The sequence below is a fragment of the Streptomyces sp. NPDC093544 genome, from assembly GCF_040683495.1.
Lineage (GTDB): Bacteria > Actinomycetota > Actinomycetes > Streptomycetales > Streptomycetaceae > Streptomyces.
Window position 1 is genome coordinate 1 of record NZ_JBFBEA010000012.1, and the last position, 14120, is coordinate 14120.

Below are 14120 nucleotides of genomic sequence, written 5' to 3' on the forward strand. Positions count from 1 at the left end.
TTCCGATGTGGTGCGGGGGGCGGGGGTGGGTTTTTTCGCCCCCTCCGCCCCTGCCCATTCCCGTCCCCAGGGGGCTCTGCCCCCTGGGCCCCCGCTCCTCAAACGCCGGAGGGGCTGAATCTCCCCGGCAGCCCCCAGGTACAGGACGGGCAGGGGCGGAGGGGGCGAAATCACTCCCCCCTGCGCACCTCGTACAGGAAGCACCCGTACTCCACCGCCCGCACATGCACCAGCGCCACAGCCGGGTCGTCGAACGCGTTCCGGAAGGCCGCGTCATCGGGGGCGTCGACCAGCTGTCCGCCCAGGATGTTCCCCTCGGCGGAGTAGCGGCGGACCGTGCGGTGATCGTTGTCGAAGGGGTAGCCCGCCGCGACCGGTTCCGGGCACTCCTGCGCGTGGATGAAGACCGGCCCCTGCTCGTCGTACGCGCCCGGGTCGGCGCCGGTTTCCGCGGCCCAGCGGCGCAGCGGGGCGTACGAGACCAGGGCGATCAGCTCCCCCGGCTCGCTACGGCGCAGACAGCAGCGCAGCGGAGCCCCGCCTTCCTCGTCGGTCACGGCATTCATCCCGCGTCCCGCGTCGTCGGCGAGGCGCAGCTCCTTGAGGATCACGGGGGCGATGGGTTGTGCGGTATAGGTCGTCATGGCTCCAGCGTCACGCGCGTCCGCCCGGTTCTCCGGCGGGAAACGGACATCGCGTTCCGCGCGGCTCCCGTGGAAGGATGGCGCAACCCACCCATAACGAGGAGATGACCGCGTGCCTGGCACAAACCTGACCCGCGAAGAGGCGCAGCAGCGGGCGCAGCTGCTCACCGTTGACTCGTACGAGATCGATCTCGACCTCTCGGGCGCGCAGGAGGGCGGCACCTACCGGTCCGTGACCACGGTGCGATTCGACGTCACCGAAGGCAGCGCCGAGTCCTTCATCGACCTCGTGGCCCCCGCGGTCCACGAGATCACCCTGAACGGCGACCCGCTGGACGTGGCCGCGGTCTTCAAGGACTCGCGGATCGCGCTCGCGGGTCTGCTGGCGGGGCGCAATGTGCTCCGCGTGGTCGCGGACTGCGCCTACACCAACACCGGCGAGGGGCTGCACCGGTTCGTCGACCCCGTCGACCAACAGGCCTACCTCTACACCCAGTTCGAGGTCCCGGACGCCCGCCGTGTCTTCGCGTCGTTCGAGCAGCCCGACCTGAAGGCCACCTTCCAGTTCACCGTGAAGGCGCCCTCCGGCTGGACCGTCATTTCCAACTCGCCGACGCCCGAGCCCAAGGACGACATCTGGGTCTTCGAGCCGACGCCGCGGATCTCGACGTACATCACGGCCCTGATCGTGGGCCCGTACCACAGCGTCCACAGCGTGTACGAGAAGGACGGGCAGTCCGTTCCGCTCGGTATCTACTGCCGTCCCTCGCTCGCCGAGTTCCTCGACTCGGACGCGATCTTCGAGGTCACCCGGCAGGGCTTCGACTGGTTCCAGGAGAAGTTCGCCTACGCGTACCCGTTCAAGAAGTACGACCAGCTCTTTGTGCCGGAGTTCAACGCGGGCGCGATGGAGAACGCGGGCGCGGTGACGATCCGGGACCAGTACGTGTTCCGGTCCAAGGTGACCGACGCCGCGTACGAGGTGCGTGCGGAGACGATCCTGCACGAGCTGGCGCACATGTGGTTCGGCGACCTCGTGACCATGGAGTGGTGGAACGACCTGTGGCTGAACGAGTCGTTCGCCACCTACACCTCCATCGCCTGCCAGGCGTACGCCCCGGGCTCACGCTGGCCGCAGTCCTGGACCACCTTCGCCAACTCCATGAAGACGTGGGCGTACCGGCAGGACCAGCTCCCGTCGACGCACCCGATCATGGCGGAGATCCGCGACCTGGACGACGTGCTCGTCAACTTCGACGGGATCACCTACGCCAAGGGCGCGAGCGTGCTGAAGCAGCTCGTCGCGTACGTCGGCGAGGACGAGTTCTTCAGCGGTGTGCAGGCGTACTTCAAGGCGCACGCGTACGGCAACACGCGGCTCAGCGACCTGCTGGGCAAGCTGGAGGAGACCAGCGGGCGTGATCTGAAGACCTGGTCGCAGAAGTGGCTGCAGACCGCGGGCATCAACATCCTGCGTCCGGAGATCGAGACGGACGCGAACGGTGTCATCACGTCGTTCGCGATCCGCCAGGAGGCCCCGGCCCTGCCCACCGGTGCCAAGGGCGAGCCGACGCTCCGCCCGCACCGCATCGCCATCGGCCTCTACAGCCTGGACGTGAACAGCGGCAAGCTGCTGCGCGACGAGCGCGTCGAGCTGGACGTCGACGGCGACCTGACGGCCGTACCGGAGCTGATCGGCAAGCGCCGCCCGGACGTCTTCCTGCTCAACGACGACGACCTGTCGTACGCCAAGGTCCGCCTCGACGAGGGCTCCCTCGCCTTCGTCACCGAGCACCTGGGCGACTTCGAGTCCTCCCTGCCGCGCGCCCTGTGCTGGGCCTCGGCCTGGGACATGACGCGTGACGCGGAGCTCGCGACCCGCGACTACCTGTCCCTCGTCCTGTCGGGCATCGGCAAGGAGTCCGACATCGGTGTCGTGCAGTCGCTGCACCGCCAGGTGAAGCTGGCGATCGAGCTGTACGCCGACCCGATCGCCCGCGAGGCCCTGCTGACCCGCTGGACGGACGCGACGCTGGCCCATCTGCGGGCGGCCGAGGCCGGCAGCGACCACCAGCTGGCCTGGGCTCGCGCCTTCGCGGCGACCGCCCGTACGCCGGAGCAGCTGGACCTCCTGGAGGGGCTCCTCGAAGACCGCGAGAGCATCGAAGGCCTCGCCGTCGACACCGAGCTGCGCTGGGCGTTCGTGGGCTGCCTCGCGGCGGTCGGACGCTACGACGAGGCGGAGATCACCGCCGAGTACGAGCGGGACAAGACGGCGGCGGGTGAGCGGCACGCGGCCACCGCCCGTGCCGCGCGTCCCACCCAGGAGGCGAAGGCGGAGGCCTGGGCCCAGGTCGTCGAGTCCGACAAGCTCCCGAACGCCGTGCAGGAAGCGGTGATCGGCGGCTTCGTGCAGACCGGTCAGCGTGAGCTGCTCGCCCCGTACACGGACAAGTTCTTCGCCGTGGTCAAGGACATCTGGGAGGCCCGCTCGCACGAGATCGCCCAGCAGATCGCGGTCGGCCTCTACCCGTCGATCCAGGTCTCCGAGGAGACCATCGCCAAGACGGACGCGTGGCTGGCCTCCGCCGAGCCCAGCGCGGCCCTGCGGCGGCTGATCTCGGAGTCCCGCTCGGGTGTCGAGCGGGCGCTGCGGGCACAGGCTGCGGACGCCGCGGCGTCGTAGTCGTAGTCGTAGTCGGTTGTACGTGAAGGGGGGCGCCCGGTGTTGTGCCGGGTGCTCCCCCTCTTTTCATAGGGCGCTCTTTTCGGGGGGCGGTCACCCGCCCGTCGCGCACACCAGCCGGGCCGTGTCGATCATCGTCCGGACGTGCAGTCCGGTCTGTGCGGAGACCGGAACCCACCGGAGGTCGTACGACTTCTCCAGTTGCCGGCACCACTCGCGCACCAGGTTCGCGAGCGCGTCGGAGGTCTCGGGGGCGGTGCGGGCCAGGGCCCGGCACATCATGGCCGCCGCGCGCAGCGGGATACGCCGTGCGGAGATGCCGATGGCCGCGAAGTGGCCCTGGTGCGTGCTGTGTTCCTCCGCGGCCCAGGTGTCGACGAGCGATGGTGCCACGTCGATGAGTTCGCGCGCGGCGTCGTGCAGGGGCACCAGACCCTCGGGTACGTCGGCCGCCACCGCCCGCTCACCGAGCACGGCCGTGAGCTCCCGGGTCTGCCCGGCCAGCACCTCGCTCACCCGCGCGATCTCCCGGTCCGGGGCAGTGGCGGGCCGCGCGTCGCTCACCGCGGGCGAGCACCAGGCGGGTGCCTCGATGAGGGCGGTCAGGGTGCCGTAGCGACGGGGGTACAGCCAGGTGCTCTCGGCGACGAAGCCGCTCGGGTCGCGTTCCCGCTCGCTGCGGTCACCGGGCAGCAACAGGACACCTGGCGGGTCCAGTTGCCAGTCGGGGCCGTCGACGGGGTGGCGGTCGAGGGGGATACGCAGCCGCGTCGCCGTCTCCCGAAAGGCGCGGGCGACGCCGGGCACCTCCCGCGTCAACATCAGGAAGGCGCCTCCGACTTCGATGCCGTGCAGCGTGAACTGGGCCACCGGCCGCAGCTCGTCGAGCAGCCTCACCAGCGCCCGCGACTCGGGGAGCGGCTCCCGTCCCTCGCCCGGCGCGGGCAGCGACTCGGGCTGGCTGGCGAACGCGGGCCGGTAGAAGTACCGGTGACACTCCATCAGGGATGGTTCCGGTACCTCCGGTGTCCAGCCGTGTGCCAGGTGCGCCCCGTCCGGGTCGAGGCAGAGCAGGAAGTGCCAGGTGCAGCCGAGGCGTTCGAGCTCCTCCGGCCGGCGCGCGAACAGCCGGGCGAGGCGGAGCGCGGAGGCCCCGCCCACGGGTTCGTTGGCGTGCGCACCGGCGACGGTGAGGATCTGCCGGTCGCCGCGCCCGGCGGACAGCAGCCACAGCGGACGCCCGGCACGGCTCTCCCCGACGGAGCGCAGCCGCAGCACCTCGGGCGCCGCGGCGACCAGCGTGCGGGCCTGCCGCTCCAGGTCGTCGACTGCCGGGTAGCCGGCGGGATGGACGGCCGGGTGGAGCGGTGTCCGCACGCTGGTCCTCCGATCAAGCGCCCTGGGAGTTACTGTCCCCAGTGGTTTCCTTCTTGTCCAACGGGCGAATCACGATCTTGGCAGCCATGCGGACTCCTCTCATTACGCCTGGAGCAAGCCGTTGCGCCTGGAGCACAGCCTGCGCCTGGAGCAGGCCGTGCTCCAGGAACGGGCCGTTGCTCCTGGCAGCGGACAGGCACGCGGTGAGCTGTTCGCGGCCGGTCAGCCGCCGTTGCCGCCACTGCTGTCGCCCGTGGTTTCCTTCTTGTCCAACGGACGGATAACGATCTTGGTAGGCACGCCAACTCCTCTCCCACATAAGGGTGTTGAGCGTCAGGACGCGATCACTGATGGCGTCTTGTCAAGACTCGACTCGGGGGACCAGAGTGTCAAGGCATGCTCCCGTAAAGGGAACACGCTCCTGTAAAGGGATGGGGTCACGGTGACGATGCCGACGGTCGAGACGCTCAGCCGGCCCCGGATCAAGCCCGAGCACCGGGCCTACCGGACCGTCGACGGCAACGTCCGTATCGGCAGCGTCATCCACGGTATAGGCGCCGAGATCGCCGATCCGCAGGGCTGGGTCTGGACCCTGGTCGAGGCGATGGACGGCACCCGCGGACCCTCCGCAGTGGTCGACGAGGTGCTGCGGGCGCACCCCGGCCTCCCCGGCGAGGACGCCCGTCAGGCGATGGCGGACCTGCTCGCCGCCGGTTTCGTGGACGACGCGGGCGCACCCGTGCCGGTGCCCGAGCGGGAGCAGGTCCGCTACAGCCGAGGCGTGCCCCTGCTGCGCTGGATGGACCTGGGCCCCCGGACCAGCCCGTGGGACGCCCAGCTCCGGCTGCGCGAGGCCCGCGTACTGCTGATCGGCGTCGGCGGCACGGGAGGCTACGCCGCGCAGAGCCTCGTCGCCTCCGGGGTCGGCCACCTCCACTGCGTGGACCCCGACTCGGTGGAACTGTCCAACCTGAACCGCCAGCCGCTCTTCCGCGAGTCCGACATCGGCCGCCCGAAGGTGGCAGCGGCGGTGGCCACGCTGCGGGCGCTGAACTCGGATGTGGTGGTCACCGGAGAGCGGCGGGAGGTGCGGAGGCCGGCGGACCTGGCGGAGCTTGTGCGTGGTGGGCGCCAAGTCGCCGAGGGAGCAGCCGACTTGGACAGGGATCCCGGTCCCCCTGCCTACGACCTCCTCGTCCTCGCCGCCGACCACCCCGACGACATCCGGCGCTGGGCGAACCGGGTCTGTCTGGCCGCGGGTCTCCCCTGGGTCGACGCGGGGTATCGCGGTCCCCTGGTGACCGCGGGCGTGTACGTGCCCGGCCGGGGCGCCTGCTGGGAGTGTCTGCGGGCCGGTGAGGCCGCCCGGCGCGACCTGCGTCTCGCTCCCGGAGAGGACCCGGAGATCGCGTCCCCCCGAATGCCCTGGAACCCGGCGACCGCGGTCACCGCCGGTCTTTCCGGCGGCCTCCTCGCCCACGCGGCCCTCGCCCTGCTGACCGGCGTCCCGGCCCTGGATCCCGGCGTCCGCTTCGGAATCAACCTGATGCTCCCCGGCGATCCGGTGCTCCAGAGAACCCCGCGGCTCCTGGACTGCCCGGCGTGCGGGGAGCGGAAGACCGAGGAACAGCGGACCGAGGAGCGCGAGTGACCGCCGGGGCCGGGCCGGAGCGCCCCGCACCCACCGATACGGCGGAACGCCCACCGTCCCCAGACTCCCCGGGCGCCACCACCCGCGTACGCCTGCACGACCTCGCCTCCCGCCCCGACGGCGCGGAATGGATCGTGGGCCGAATGGCGACGGGCGAGTTCGTCGCGCTGCCCGAGGTCGGGAAGCAGGCGCTGGACCTGCTCGGGCAGGGGCTGAGCTCCGCCGAGGTGGGGGAACGGTTGCGGGAGGCGACCGGCGACGACATCGACGTACCGGATTTCGTGGCGGCACTGCTCGCCCTCGGGTTCGTCGCCGAGCTGGACGGACGCGAGGTACCGCAGCCCGCGCCGCCGAAGCCGACGTTCTGCTGGATACGGCCCCGGCATGTGCGCTGGGTGCTGAGTCCCGTCCTCCCCGTACTGCTCGGCCTGCTGATCGCGGCCGCCCTGCTCAGCCGCCCGCCCGTGCCCCTCAGTTACCACACTCTCCTCTGGAGCCCGCACGGCAGCGCGGTGATCGCACTGGGCGCCGGAGCGGGCTGGACCCTGTTGCTGCTCCACGAGTGCGCCCATCTCGTCGCGGCCCGGGCCACCGGCGTGGCCGGCCGGATGCGCCTCGGCACCCGGCTCCAGTTCCTGGTCATGCAGACGGACATCAGCGGAATCGAACTCGCCCCGCGCCGCCACCGGTTGACCGCGTATCTCGCCGGGATCGCGACCAATCTGACGGTCTCCGCACTGGCCGCCCTCGCCGCGGGCGCCACGCACGGCACACCGCGACGCGTCCTCGCCGCCCTCACCCTCCTCGCCCTGCTCCCGCTCCCCTTCCAGCTCATGGTCTTCATGCGCACGGACCTGTACTTCGTCCTCCAGGATGTGACGCGCTGCCGCGATCTGTACGGGGACGGGCTGGCGTACGCGAGGTACGCGGCCCGGCGCCTGTTCCGTCGTACGACCGGCCGCGATCCCAGCCGCGAACTCCCCGCCCACGAAAGGCGATCCGTCCGTGCGTACAGCGTGGTGATCGTCGTGGGCACCACGCTGTGTCTCGCGTTCCTCGCCACCGTCACCCTGCCCGCGGACATCACGCTCTTCGCCCGCGCGACGGCCCGCCTGGGCCCCGGCCACACCACCGCCGAACTCCTGGACGCCACAACCGTCGTCGTCACCCTCGGCGGAATCCACCTGCTCTGGGCCCGCACCTGGTGGCGCGGCCGAAGGGCCGGCCGGGGAAAATCCCGCCGGTGACCGGGTCTACGGCTGTCCAGGGAGCCTGATCGACTGCGAGTGACGGAAGAAGTCGGTCGGGTCCCACTGCGCCTTCGCCCGCTGAAGGCGTGCGTAGTTGTCCTTGAAGTACAGCGTGTGCCACGGCACTTGGGACTTGTTGTAGGCGGGATCCATGATGTCGGGGTCGGGATTGTTGATATAGCAGCCGTCGGTCAGATCATTGGGCACCGGATAGCCCCCGGTATTCGCAAAGGTCTCGCCATAGATATCGCGCTGCCATCCGAGATGCAGCGGATCCTCGCTCTGTTCGGTCCAGAAGCTCTCGTAGAGGGCGAAGAACGCGGTGGCGCGATGGGAGGAGGCGGTGGCGGCGGGCGGCACGGCGTTGTGCTGTCCGCCGCCACCGTTCAGCGAAATGGCGGCGTTGACATTCGCGTAGTCGGTGCGGGTCATGTTCCGGTGTATGGCCCCGATCTGATCCTCGGTGAAACTCTTGCGCAGGTATGCGGTCTTGACCGAGCTGCGCAGTGTGTGGTCGTAGAGCAGCGGCGGACTGGCGGTTCCGACCAGTTTGGTGGAGGCCAGCCAGCCAACTCGCCGGAACGGAAAGGACGGTGATATGCCGGTGTCCCGGGTGACGGCCGCACCGTAATCCGCGAGGAGCTGTTCGGCCCGCGGGTCCGTCCCGTCGACCTGGGTGAACAGCCCGACGCCGGCACCGGGGCCGGTGCCCTGCCGCATGAGGAGGTAGCCGGAGAGAGAGACAAAGGGGGAGTCGACGGAGCCGTTCCGCACGTGCCAGTCACCGAAGTTGGTGACCAGCCGGGTGAGGGCCGGCCGGTCGACCGCACTCCAGGGCACGTTCGTCAGTGCGACGAGCACGTCCTTGGGTGGAGCGGGGAGCTGACGGGCGGGGTCGGTGCCGGTGGCTCCCGCGGAACGGAACCAGTACCGGGTGATGACACCGAAACTGCCGCCGCCCCCACCGGTGGTGGCCCACCACAGATCGGCTGCGGCGCCGGTGGAACCGCGTGAGACGATCACGCTGCGGGCGGTGCCCGCGCTGTCGACGACGACCATCTCGACGGCCTCGATATGGTCGGCCACCAGGCCGTACTTACGGGTCAGCAGGCCAAAGCCGCCGCCGCTGGCATGGCCGCCGATGCCGACCGTCAGACAGGCGCCGCCGGGAATGGTGGTGCCCCAGCCCTTGTACAAGGCCTCGTAGATCTGGCCGAGTTGGGCTCCGGCCCCCACGCAGAAGGCCCGGCGCTCGGCGTCGTAGGAGATCTGCTTCAGGCCGGCGGTGTCGATGATGATGTCGATGTCGGCGTTGCTGACGAAGTCGGCGTAGCAATGACCGCCGCTTCGTACCGAGACCCGTTTGCCGGCCCGTACCGCCTCCTGGACCACGCGCACCACGTGATCGGTCGAGCCGACCAGGCGGATGGATTCGGGCGAGGCCGTCCATCGCTTGTTGACCCCGGTGGACAGCTCGGCATATCTCGCGTCCGCGGGCCGGACGACCACGGCTGCGGCGGCCGGATCGCAGACCGCCGTACCGGTGTCGGCGAGCGGCTGGGCGACGGCCGTGGGCGGCGGCAGGGTCGGTACGGCGACGGCTCCGGCCGCGACCGCCGCGGCCCCGGTGATCAGATTCCGTCTACTGACCTTGGGCATGACTGTCTCTCCCCCGTACTCAAATGAGATGGATCACTCTGATGTGCGGCCGAAATAGACCCGTAGAAACCGAATGAACCTGAAAAGAGCCGAGGTGCCGACTCAGGATTCGGACGTCGTCCCGGTCGTGTCGCCGACCGGGGCGAGACCGTGCTCGCGATGCCAGGTCGCCTGGTCATGCAGCGTGCGGGACAGGGGCCGGAAGGTGACGCCGAGTTCGTGGACAGCCCGGCCGGATGACACCAGCCTCCGGTCGCCCTCCAGCAGGGCCCGCACTCCTTCCCGGGTCGCCGCCGGGGTACGGCCGGTGAGCCGGGCCGCTATCTCGGACACCGTGGCGACGGCCAACGCCAGCCGGGCGGGGATCTCGCGCGGCGGCCGGACCCCCATGGCACGGGCGGCGAGCCGGCACACCTCGGGCAGCGGCACCCAGCTCCCCGCGACGATGTACCTGCGCGCGTGCCCGCCCGCCACGGCCGCGCGCACGCACGCGTCGGCGACATCGCGGGCGTCGACCACATGGTTGCCGGCCCGTGGCGCGGCGGCGAGCGTGCCCGAGGCCACGGCCAGGAACAGCCGTCCCGCGGAGGTGGGGCCCGCGTCGCCGGGACCCCACATCCAGCCGGGCAGGACGATCGGAACCCGCACCCCGTACCCGACGGGCAGGGAGCGGACCACTTCCTCGGACCGCAGTTTGCTCGCGTAGTAGCCGTTCTGCCGGGTCGTGCGGCCCTCCGCCGTGTGCTCGTCGGAGGGCCGCCCGTCGGACCGAGCGGCGAGGGTACCGATGGAGCTGGTATGCACCACCGTGGGGACGCCCGCTTCCGAGGCCGCGCGCAACAGCCGCCGCACCGCGTCGACATTGGTCGCGGTGAGCAGGTCGTCGTCCCGGCCGCCCGGCGCGTAGTACTCGCGGAAGTACGCCGCGGTGTGGATCACCGCGTCGTGCCCCCTCAGCGCCGGCTCCAGAGCAGCCATGTCGAGCACGTCTCCCTGCCACAGGACCAGCCGCTCGTGCTCCGGGAGCAGGGTGCGGGCCCGCTCCCGGTCACGGACCACGGCGGTCACTTCACCGCCGAGGTCGAGCAGCCTCCTGACCGTGTTGCTCCCGAGCAGACCGGTCGCGCCGGTGACCAGGACGCGCTGCGGCCGGTCGGAGCTCAGGTCCACTGCACCACGTCCAGGCGTATCGCCGTGGTCACCGTGCCGCCCTGGAGGACGTCGACGGCCACCGGCACGGTGAGCGTGGGCAGTTCGTCATGGCGGCGGAAGCCTTCCACCGAGGCCCGCAGTTCGGTCACCTGGTCCAGCTCGGCGAAGGCGGTGAACTCGGTGGCGATCGAGGCGACGGTGAGCGTCGCCGGGGAGACTCCGTGGAGCCGGGCGACCGAGGAGATGGCGAGCTGCCTGGCCGCCTCCATCTGCAGATGTCCGGGCACATGATCCAGCGGGTGATCAAACATGTGCGGGTGGCTGGGGTCCATCGCGATCAGTGCGAACACCTTCCCCGGCATGGTCAGTACAGGGTCGGTGATGACGACATTGCGGGCCTCCTGCCGGCCGACCGTGGCGGGCGCCGCCGGGGTGAATCGCGGCAGCGAGGGGTCCGGTTCCGTCGGACGGGCGGTCCGCATCGTGCGGTACGCCCGCTGGGAGAGGATCAGCAGGGTGCCGTCACCGGCCATGGCGACCTCGCCGTCCAGCGACACGTCTCCGGAGAAGGTGAAGCCCTGGATGCGGCCCGCCCTGTTGCGCCGGGCGTCGACCCGCATCTTCACCAGCACCTCGGCCGGATTCGAGCCGATCATCAAGTTGGCCAGGCCGACCGTGTGCAGGTTGAGGCTGCGGAAGATGAACGCCGAGCCCAGATCGATGTCCAGGTGACGGTGGGCGACGAGGACTCCGGCCTGGCGCACGACCTCCACGAGCAGGGTGAAGTCGTAGAGCGGGGCGTTCTCGCCGATGAGGTGACCGCGCGGGAGCTGCGCGGCGACCAGGAAGGTGTCGTCGCCGACCGCGGCGGAATCGGTCACGAACACCTCGGCGACGGACGTGCGGTGGACAAGGAAGCGGGACACCGTCGAGTCGTAGCGCAGAGCTTCGGCCACCAGGGCCGTCGAGTCCTCGGTCGACGTCACTTCGGCCGGAGTTGCCTCAGGTATGGACATAGCGGTTCTATCCCTTCACGGTGCTCACGTCGGTTACGGGACGGGGACGGATCACGAGGCGAGGCGCGCGCCGGGCCTGGACGGCAGGCGCTCCAACAGCTCCATGACTCCGGCGATACCGGACCGCGCGCCGACGGTGCCATCGGGACGGATGTATACGAGCCAGGGCGCCGCCTGGGCCGGACCGAAACCGGGCCCTTCGGCGCGCGCGGTGTCGCACCAGGCTTCGGCAGCGTCGTCCCCGGCTTCCGCCGGCTCGTCGGCGGGCCGGATCCAGAGCACGTCGACGGCATCCCGTACGTCGCGACTGCGCAGCGCGGACAGCGCCCGGGCGGCGATCTCACCGGCCGAACGGTCCCCGTACGCGAGCAGGGTGTGGCGTCCCGCGCTGAGGTACCCGTGCAACGAGTCCGTCTTCGCACCGTGCGCCGATGTGAAGGGGGTGTCGGGCATTCGCCGGCCGAGCCGGATCGCGCGGGGTACGGCGCCCGAGCCGGGCAGGTCGGCGACGGCCGGGCTCCCGGAGTGGTCCAGGTCCAGCTGGGCGAGCTGCGGCAGCAACTGCTTCTCCATCAGACCCCGCCGGGACATGGACTGCATGGTCGCGTCGCGCATGGCCCTGGCCATCGGGTTGCGCAGCAGCCACATACGGGTCTGCTGGTCCGCGTTCTTCACCGCCTGCACGGACGCGGGCCGGCGCTCGGCCTCGTAGCTGTCGAGGAGAGCGGGGTCGACACCGCGCCGCACCGCCGCGAGTTTCCAGCCCAGGGCATAGCCGTCCTGGACGCCGGTGTTGAGGCCCTGGCCGCCGGCAGGGCTGTGCGCGTGGGCCGCGTCGCCGGCGAGGAACACCCGGCCCTCGCGGAATCGCGGAGCGACCTTGGCGTGCACCTGGAAGCGGTTGGACCACCAGGTGGCGCGCAGCCGCAGGTCGCCGGGGCCACGCTCGTCGAGGAGGAACTGAAGCTGTGCGTCCGAGGGCGGCTCGGTCTCCCCGTCGGCGGGGATGTCGAAGAAGACCCGGTGTCCGCCGCCCGGCAGCGGTACAAGCACCAGTACGCCCTCGGGAGTGATGTGGTACTGCGCCTCGTCCTTCGGGGCGGGGCCGTCCACATAGCCGTCGCCGAGCAGGAACACCCGGTCGTAGGTGTGGCCCTCGACGGCGATTCCGACACTGTCGCGCACCTTGCTGTGTGTGCCGTCCGCCGCCACCACCCAGGAGTGCTTGACCCGCTCCACCGATCCGCTCGGGAGCCGCAGGGCCACCCGTGCGGAGTCGTCACCGTTGGTGACGCCGATCGCCTCGGTCTCCCACTCCACGGAGCCGCCGAGCTCCAACAGCCGGGCGTAGAGCGCGTTCTCGGTGAGCGGCTGCGGTGCGCACAGCGGGTTGGGGAAGGCGGTGCCCTCGATTCCTCCGAACCGCATGCCGCCGATGCGCTTCTTACGTGAGAAGTACGCGGCTCCGGCAAGCGGCAGCGCTTTTGCCGCCAGCTCCTCGGCGACTCCGATCCGGTGCAGGCACTCCAGTGCGCCGCTCCACAGGATCAGCGCCTTGGGGGCCTCGCCCGGTCCCTCGCGCTTGTCCACGACGCGGCAGGGCACACCGAGGCCGAGCAGAGTGCAGGCGGTGGTCAGGCCGGTCGGTCCGGCGCCGACGATCAGGATGTCCGGCGTCATCGTGCGGTACCTCCATCGGACTTGAGGGCGAGGCGTATCTCGTGAACGCCTGAGTCGGTGTCGGTGAAGAGCACCGAGGGGATGCCGAGGGCACGGGCCGCCTCGACGTTCTCCTCGGTGTCGTCGACGAACAGGCATTCCGCCGGCTCGGCGCCGAGCCGGGACAGCAGGATCTGGTAGATCTCCGGGGAGGGCTTGCGTACGCCTTCCTTGTGCGAGTCCACGACCAGGCGGAACAGCTCGTCCACGGGAAGCTGGGCGCGCCAGCGCGGCTCCCATTCGCGGACGTTGTTGGTGAGCATGGCGAGCTCGTATCCCTCGCCCTTCAGCGTGCGAAGGAAGGAGACGAACGGTTCGTTGGGGCGGCGGCCGCGGAACCACAGTTCGCCGAAGGGCCGGCCGTCCAGCGCGCCGCCGTGACCCCTGGGCAGTTCGGCGAGGATCCGCAGCACCATCTGGTGCTCGGTGATGGCACCGGTCTCCAGATCGGCCATCGGGGTCTGTCCGTACCGCTGAGTGGCGGCCGCGAAGGCGCCGAAGAGCTCCTCGACACCCAGGCCGACCAGCGTCGCGAACTCGGTGAAGGTCTCCACGAGGGGATTGGTGAGTACGCCCCCGTAGTCGACGACAACGATCCTGATCGTCACGACGACTCCTGGGCGGGCGGGGCGAATTCGAGCTGGATACCGATCATCACGAGTTCGGTGTCGCCGGTGTTGAACATCTGGTGGCACAGCGGCTGGTCCGCGGGGTTGTACAGCACGATGCCGTCCGGGAGTTCTCCCTCCCGGATCACCTTGCCGTCCGCGCCCACGGAGCGGACCTTGGCGCCATGGAGCACCACGGTCGTCCACGGCTTGCGGTGGGTGTGCAGCGGGCGGCTGCCGCCCGGCGGGACCTTTTCGACCCAGGCCTTCACCAGGGGGGTGTCCAGACACAGCGGCGTCAGGAGTTCCTCCCAAGGGCCTGCGGGCAGGGCTGCGTTCTCTGTGTGCTCCGACATGG

The 14120-nt window shown here is 70.5% G+C and carries 11 protein-coding genes; 3 read left to right on the forward strand and 8 right to left on the reverse strand.

Annotation, left to right across the window (positions count from 1 at the left end):
- Positions 1 to 170: 170 nt before the first annotated feature.
- Entirely contained in the window at positions 171 to 644 is a 474-nt protein-coding gene (locus AB0N66_RS19355) for a DUF1203 domain-containing protein (RefSeq protein ID WP_365436111.1), read from the reverse strand.
- Positions 645 to 756: 112 nt separating this feature from the next.
- Between AB0N66_RS19355 and pepN the strand changes: the two genes are divergently transcribed.
- The gene (pepN, locus tag AB0N66_RS19360) at positions 757 to 3330 is read left to right on the forward strand and encodes an aminopeptidase N (protein WP_365436114.1); all 2574 of its coding nucleotides are present in this window, start codon (positions 757 to 759) and stop codon (positions 3328 to 3330) included.
- A gap of 93 nt (positions 3331 to 3423) precedes the next feature.
- Here the strand turns inward: pepN and AB0N66_RS19365 are convergent, their stop codons facing one another.
- Entirely contained in the window at positions 3424 to 4707 is a 1284-nt protein-coding gene (locus AB0N66_RS19365; RefSeq protein ID WP_365436117.1) for a M14 family zinc carboxypeptidase, read from the reverse strand.
- Positions 4708 to 5155: 448 nt separating this feature from the next.
- Here AB0N66_RS19365 and AB0N66_RS19370 point away from each other — a divergent pair, with 448 nt between their 5' ends.
- Together AB0N66_RS19370 and AB0N66_RS19375 are read left to right on the forward strand one after the other, a co-directional pair.
- A complete protein-coding gene (locus AB0N66_RS19370; RefSeq protein WP_365436787.1) occupies positions 5156 to 6358 on the forward strand; it encodes a ThiF family adenylyltransferase in 1203 nt (400 codons plus the stop codon).
- 92 nt (positions 6359 to 6450) lie between these two features.
- A complete protein-coding gene (locus AB0N66_RS19375) occupies positions 6451 to 7605 on the forward strand; it encodes a hypothetical protein (protein ID WP_365436790.1) in 1155 nt (384 codons plus the stop codon).
- 6 nt (positions 7606 to 7611) lie between these two features.
- Here the strand turns inward: AB0N66_RS19375 and AB0N66_RS19380 are convergent, their stop codons facing one another.
- The 6 genes from AB0N66_RS19380 to AB0N66_RS19405 form a co-directional block, all read right to left on the reverse strand.
- Complete coding sequence (locus tag AB0N66_RS19380) at positions 7612 to 9267, reverse strand: FAD-binding protein (protein WP_365436120.1); 1656 nt, start codon at positions 9265 to 9267, stop codon at positions 7612 to 7614.
- 102 nt (positions 9268 to 9369) lie between these two features.
- Entirely contained in the window at positions 9370 to 10437 is a 1068-nt protein-coding gene (locus AB0N66_RS19385; protein ID WP_365436123.1) for an NAD-dependent epimerase/dehydratase family protein, read from the reverse strand.
- Positions 10428 to 11435: an AfsA-related hotdog domain-containing protein gene (locus AB0N66_RS19390; RefSeq protein WP_365436126.1), complete on the reverse strand. Its 1008-nt coding sequence runs from the start codon at positions 11433 to 11435 to the stop codon at positions 10428 to 10430. Before AB0N66_RS19390 ends, AB0N66_RS19385 begins: the two co-directional genes overlap by 10 nt.
- A 51-nt stretch (positions 11436 to 11486) precedes the next feature.
- Positions 11487 to 13115, reverse strand: a complete 1629-nt coding sequence (locus AB0N66_RS19395) for an FAD-dependent monooxygenase (RefSeq protein WP_365436129.1) — start codon at positions 13113 to 13115, stop codon at positions 11487 to 11489.
- On the reverse strand, positions 13112 to 13762 hold the full coding sequence (locus AB0N66_RS19400) for an HAD family phosphatase (RefSeq protein WP_365436131.1): 651 nt from the start codon (positions 13760 to 13762) through the stop codon (positions 13112 to 13114). Before AB0N66_RS19400 ends, AB0N66_RS19395 begins: the two co-directional genes overlap by 4 nt.
- Positions 13759 to 14118, reverse strand: coding sequence for a hypothetical protein (locus AB0N66_RS19405; protein ID WP_365436134.1), 360 nt, complete (start codon positions 14116 to 14118; stop codon positions 13759 to 13761). The genes AB0N66_RS19400 and AB0N66_RS19405 overlap by 4 nt, the downstream gene beginning before the upstream one ends.
- Positions 14119 to 14120: the final 2 nt, after the last annotated feature.

Bases quoted from the DNA above. Each gene is read 5' to 3' on its own strand.
- AB0N66_RS19355 (WP_365436111.1), bottom strand. From the start codon at position 644: ATGACGACCTATACCGCACAACCCATCGCCCCCGTGATCCTCAAGGAG.
- AB0N66_RS19370 (WP_365436787.1), top strand. From the start codon at position 5,156: ATGCCGACGGTCGAGACGCTCAGCCGGCCCCGGATCAAGCCCGAGCAC.
- AB0N66_RS19380 (WP_365436120.1), bottom strand. From the start codon at position 9,267: ATGCCCAAGGTCAGTAGACGGAATCTGATCACCGGGGCCGCGGCGGTC.
- AB0N66_RS19390 (WP_365436126.1), bottom strand. From the start codon at position 11,435: ATGTCCATACCTGAGGCAACTCCGGCCGAAGTGACGTCGACCGAGGAC.
- AB0N66_RS19395 (WP_365436129.1), bottom strand. From the start codon at position 13,115: ATGACGCCGGACATCCTGATCGTCGGCGCCGGACCGACCGGCCTGACC.
- AB0N66_RS19405 (WP_365436134.1), bottom strand. From the start codon at position 14,118: ATGTCGGAGCACACAGAGAACGCAGCCCTGCCCGCAGGCCCTTGGGAG.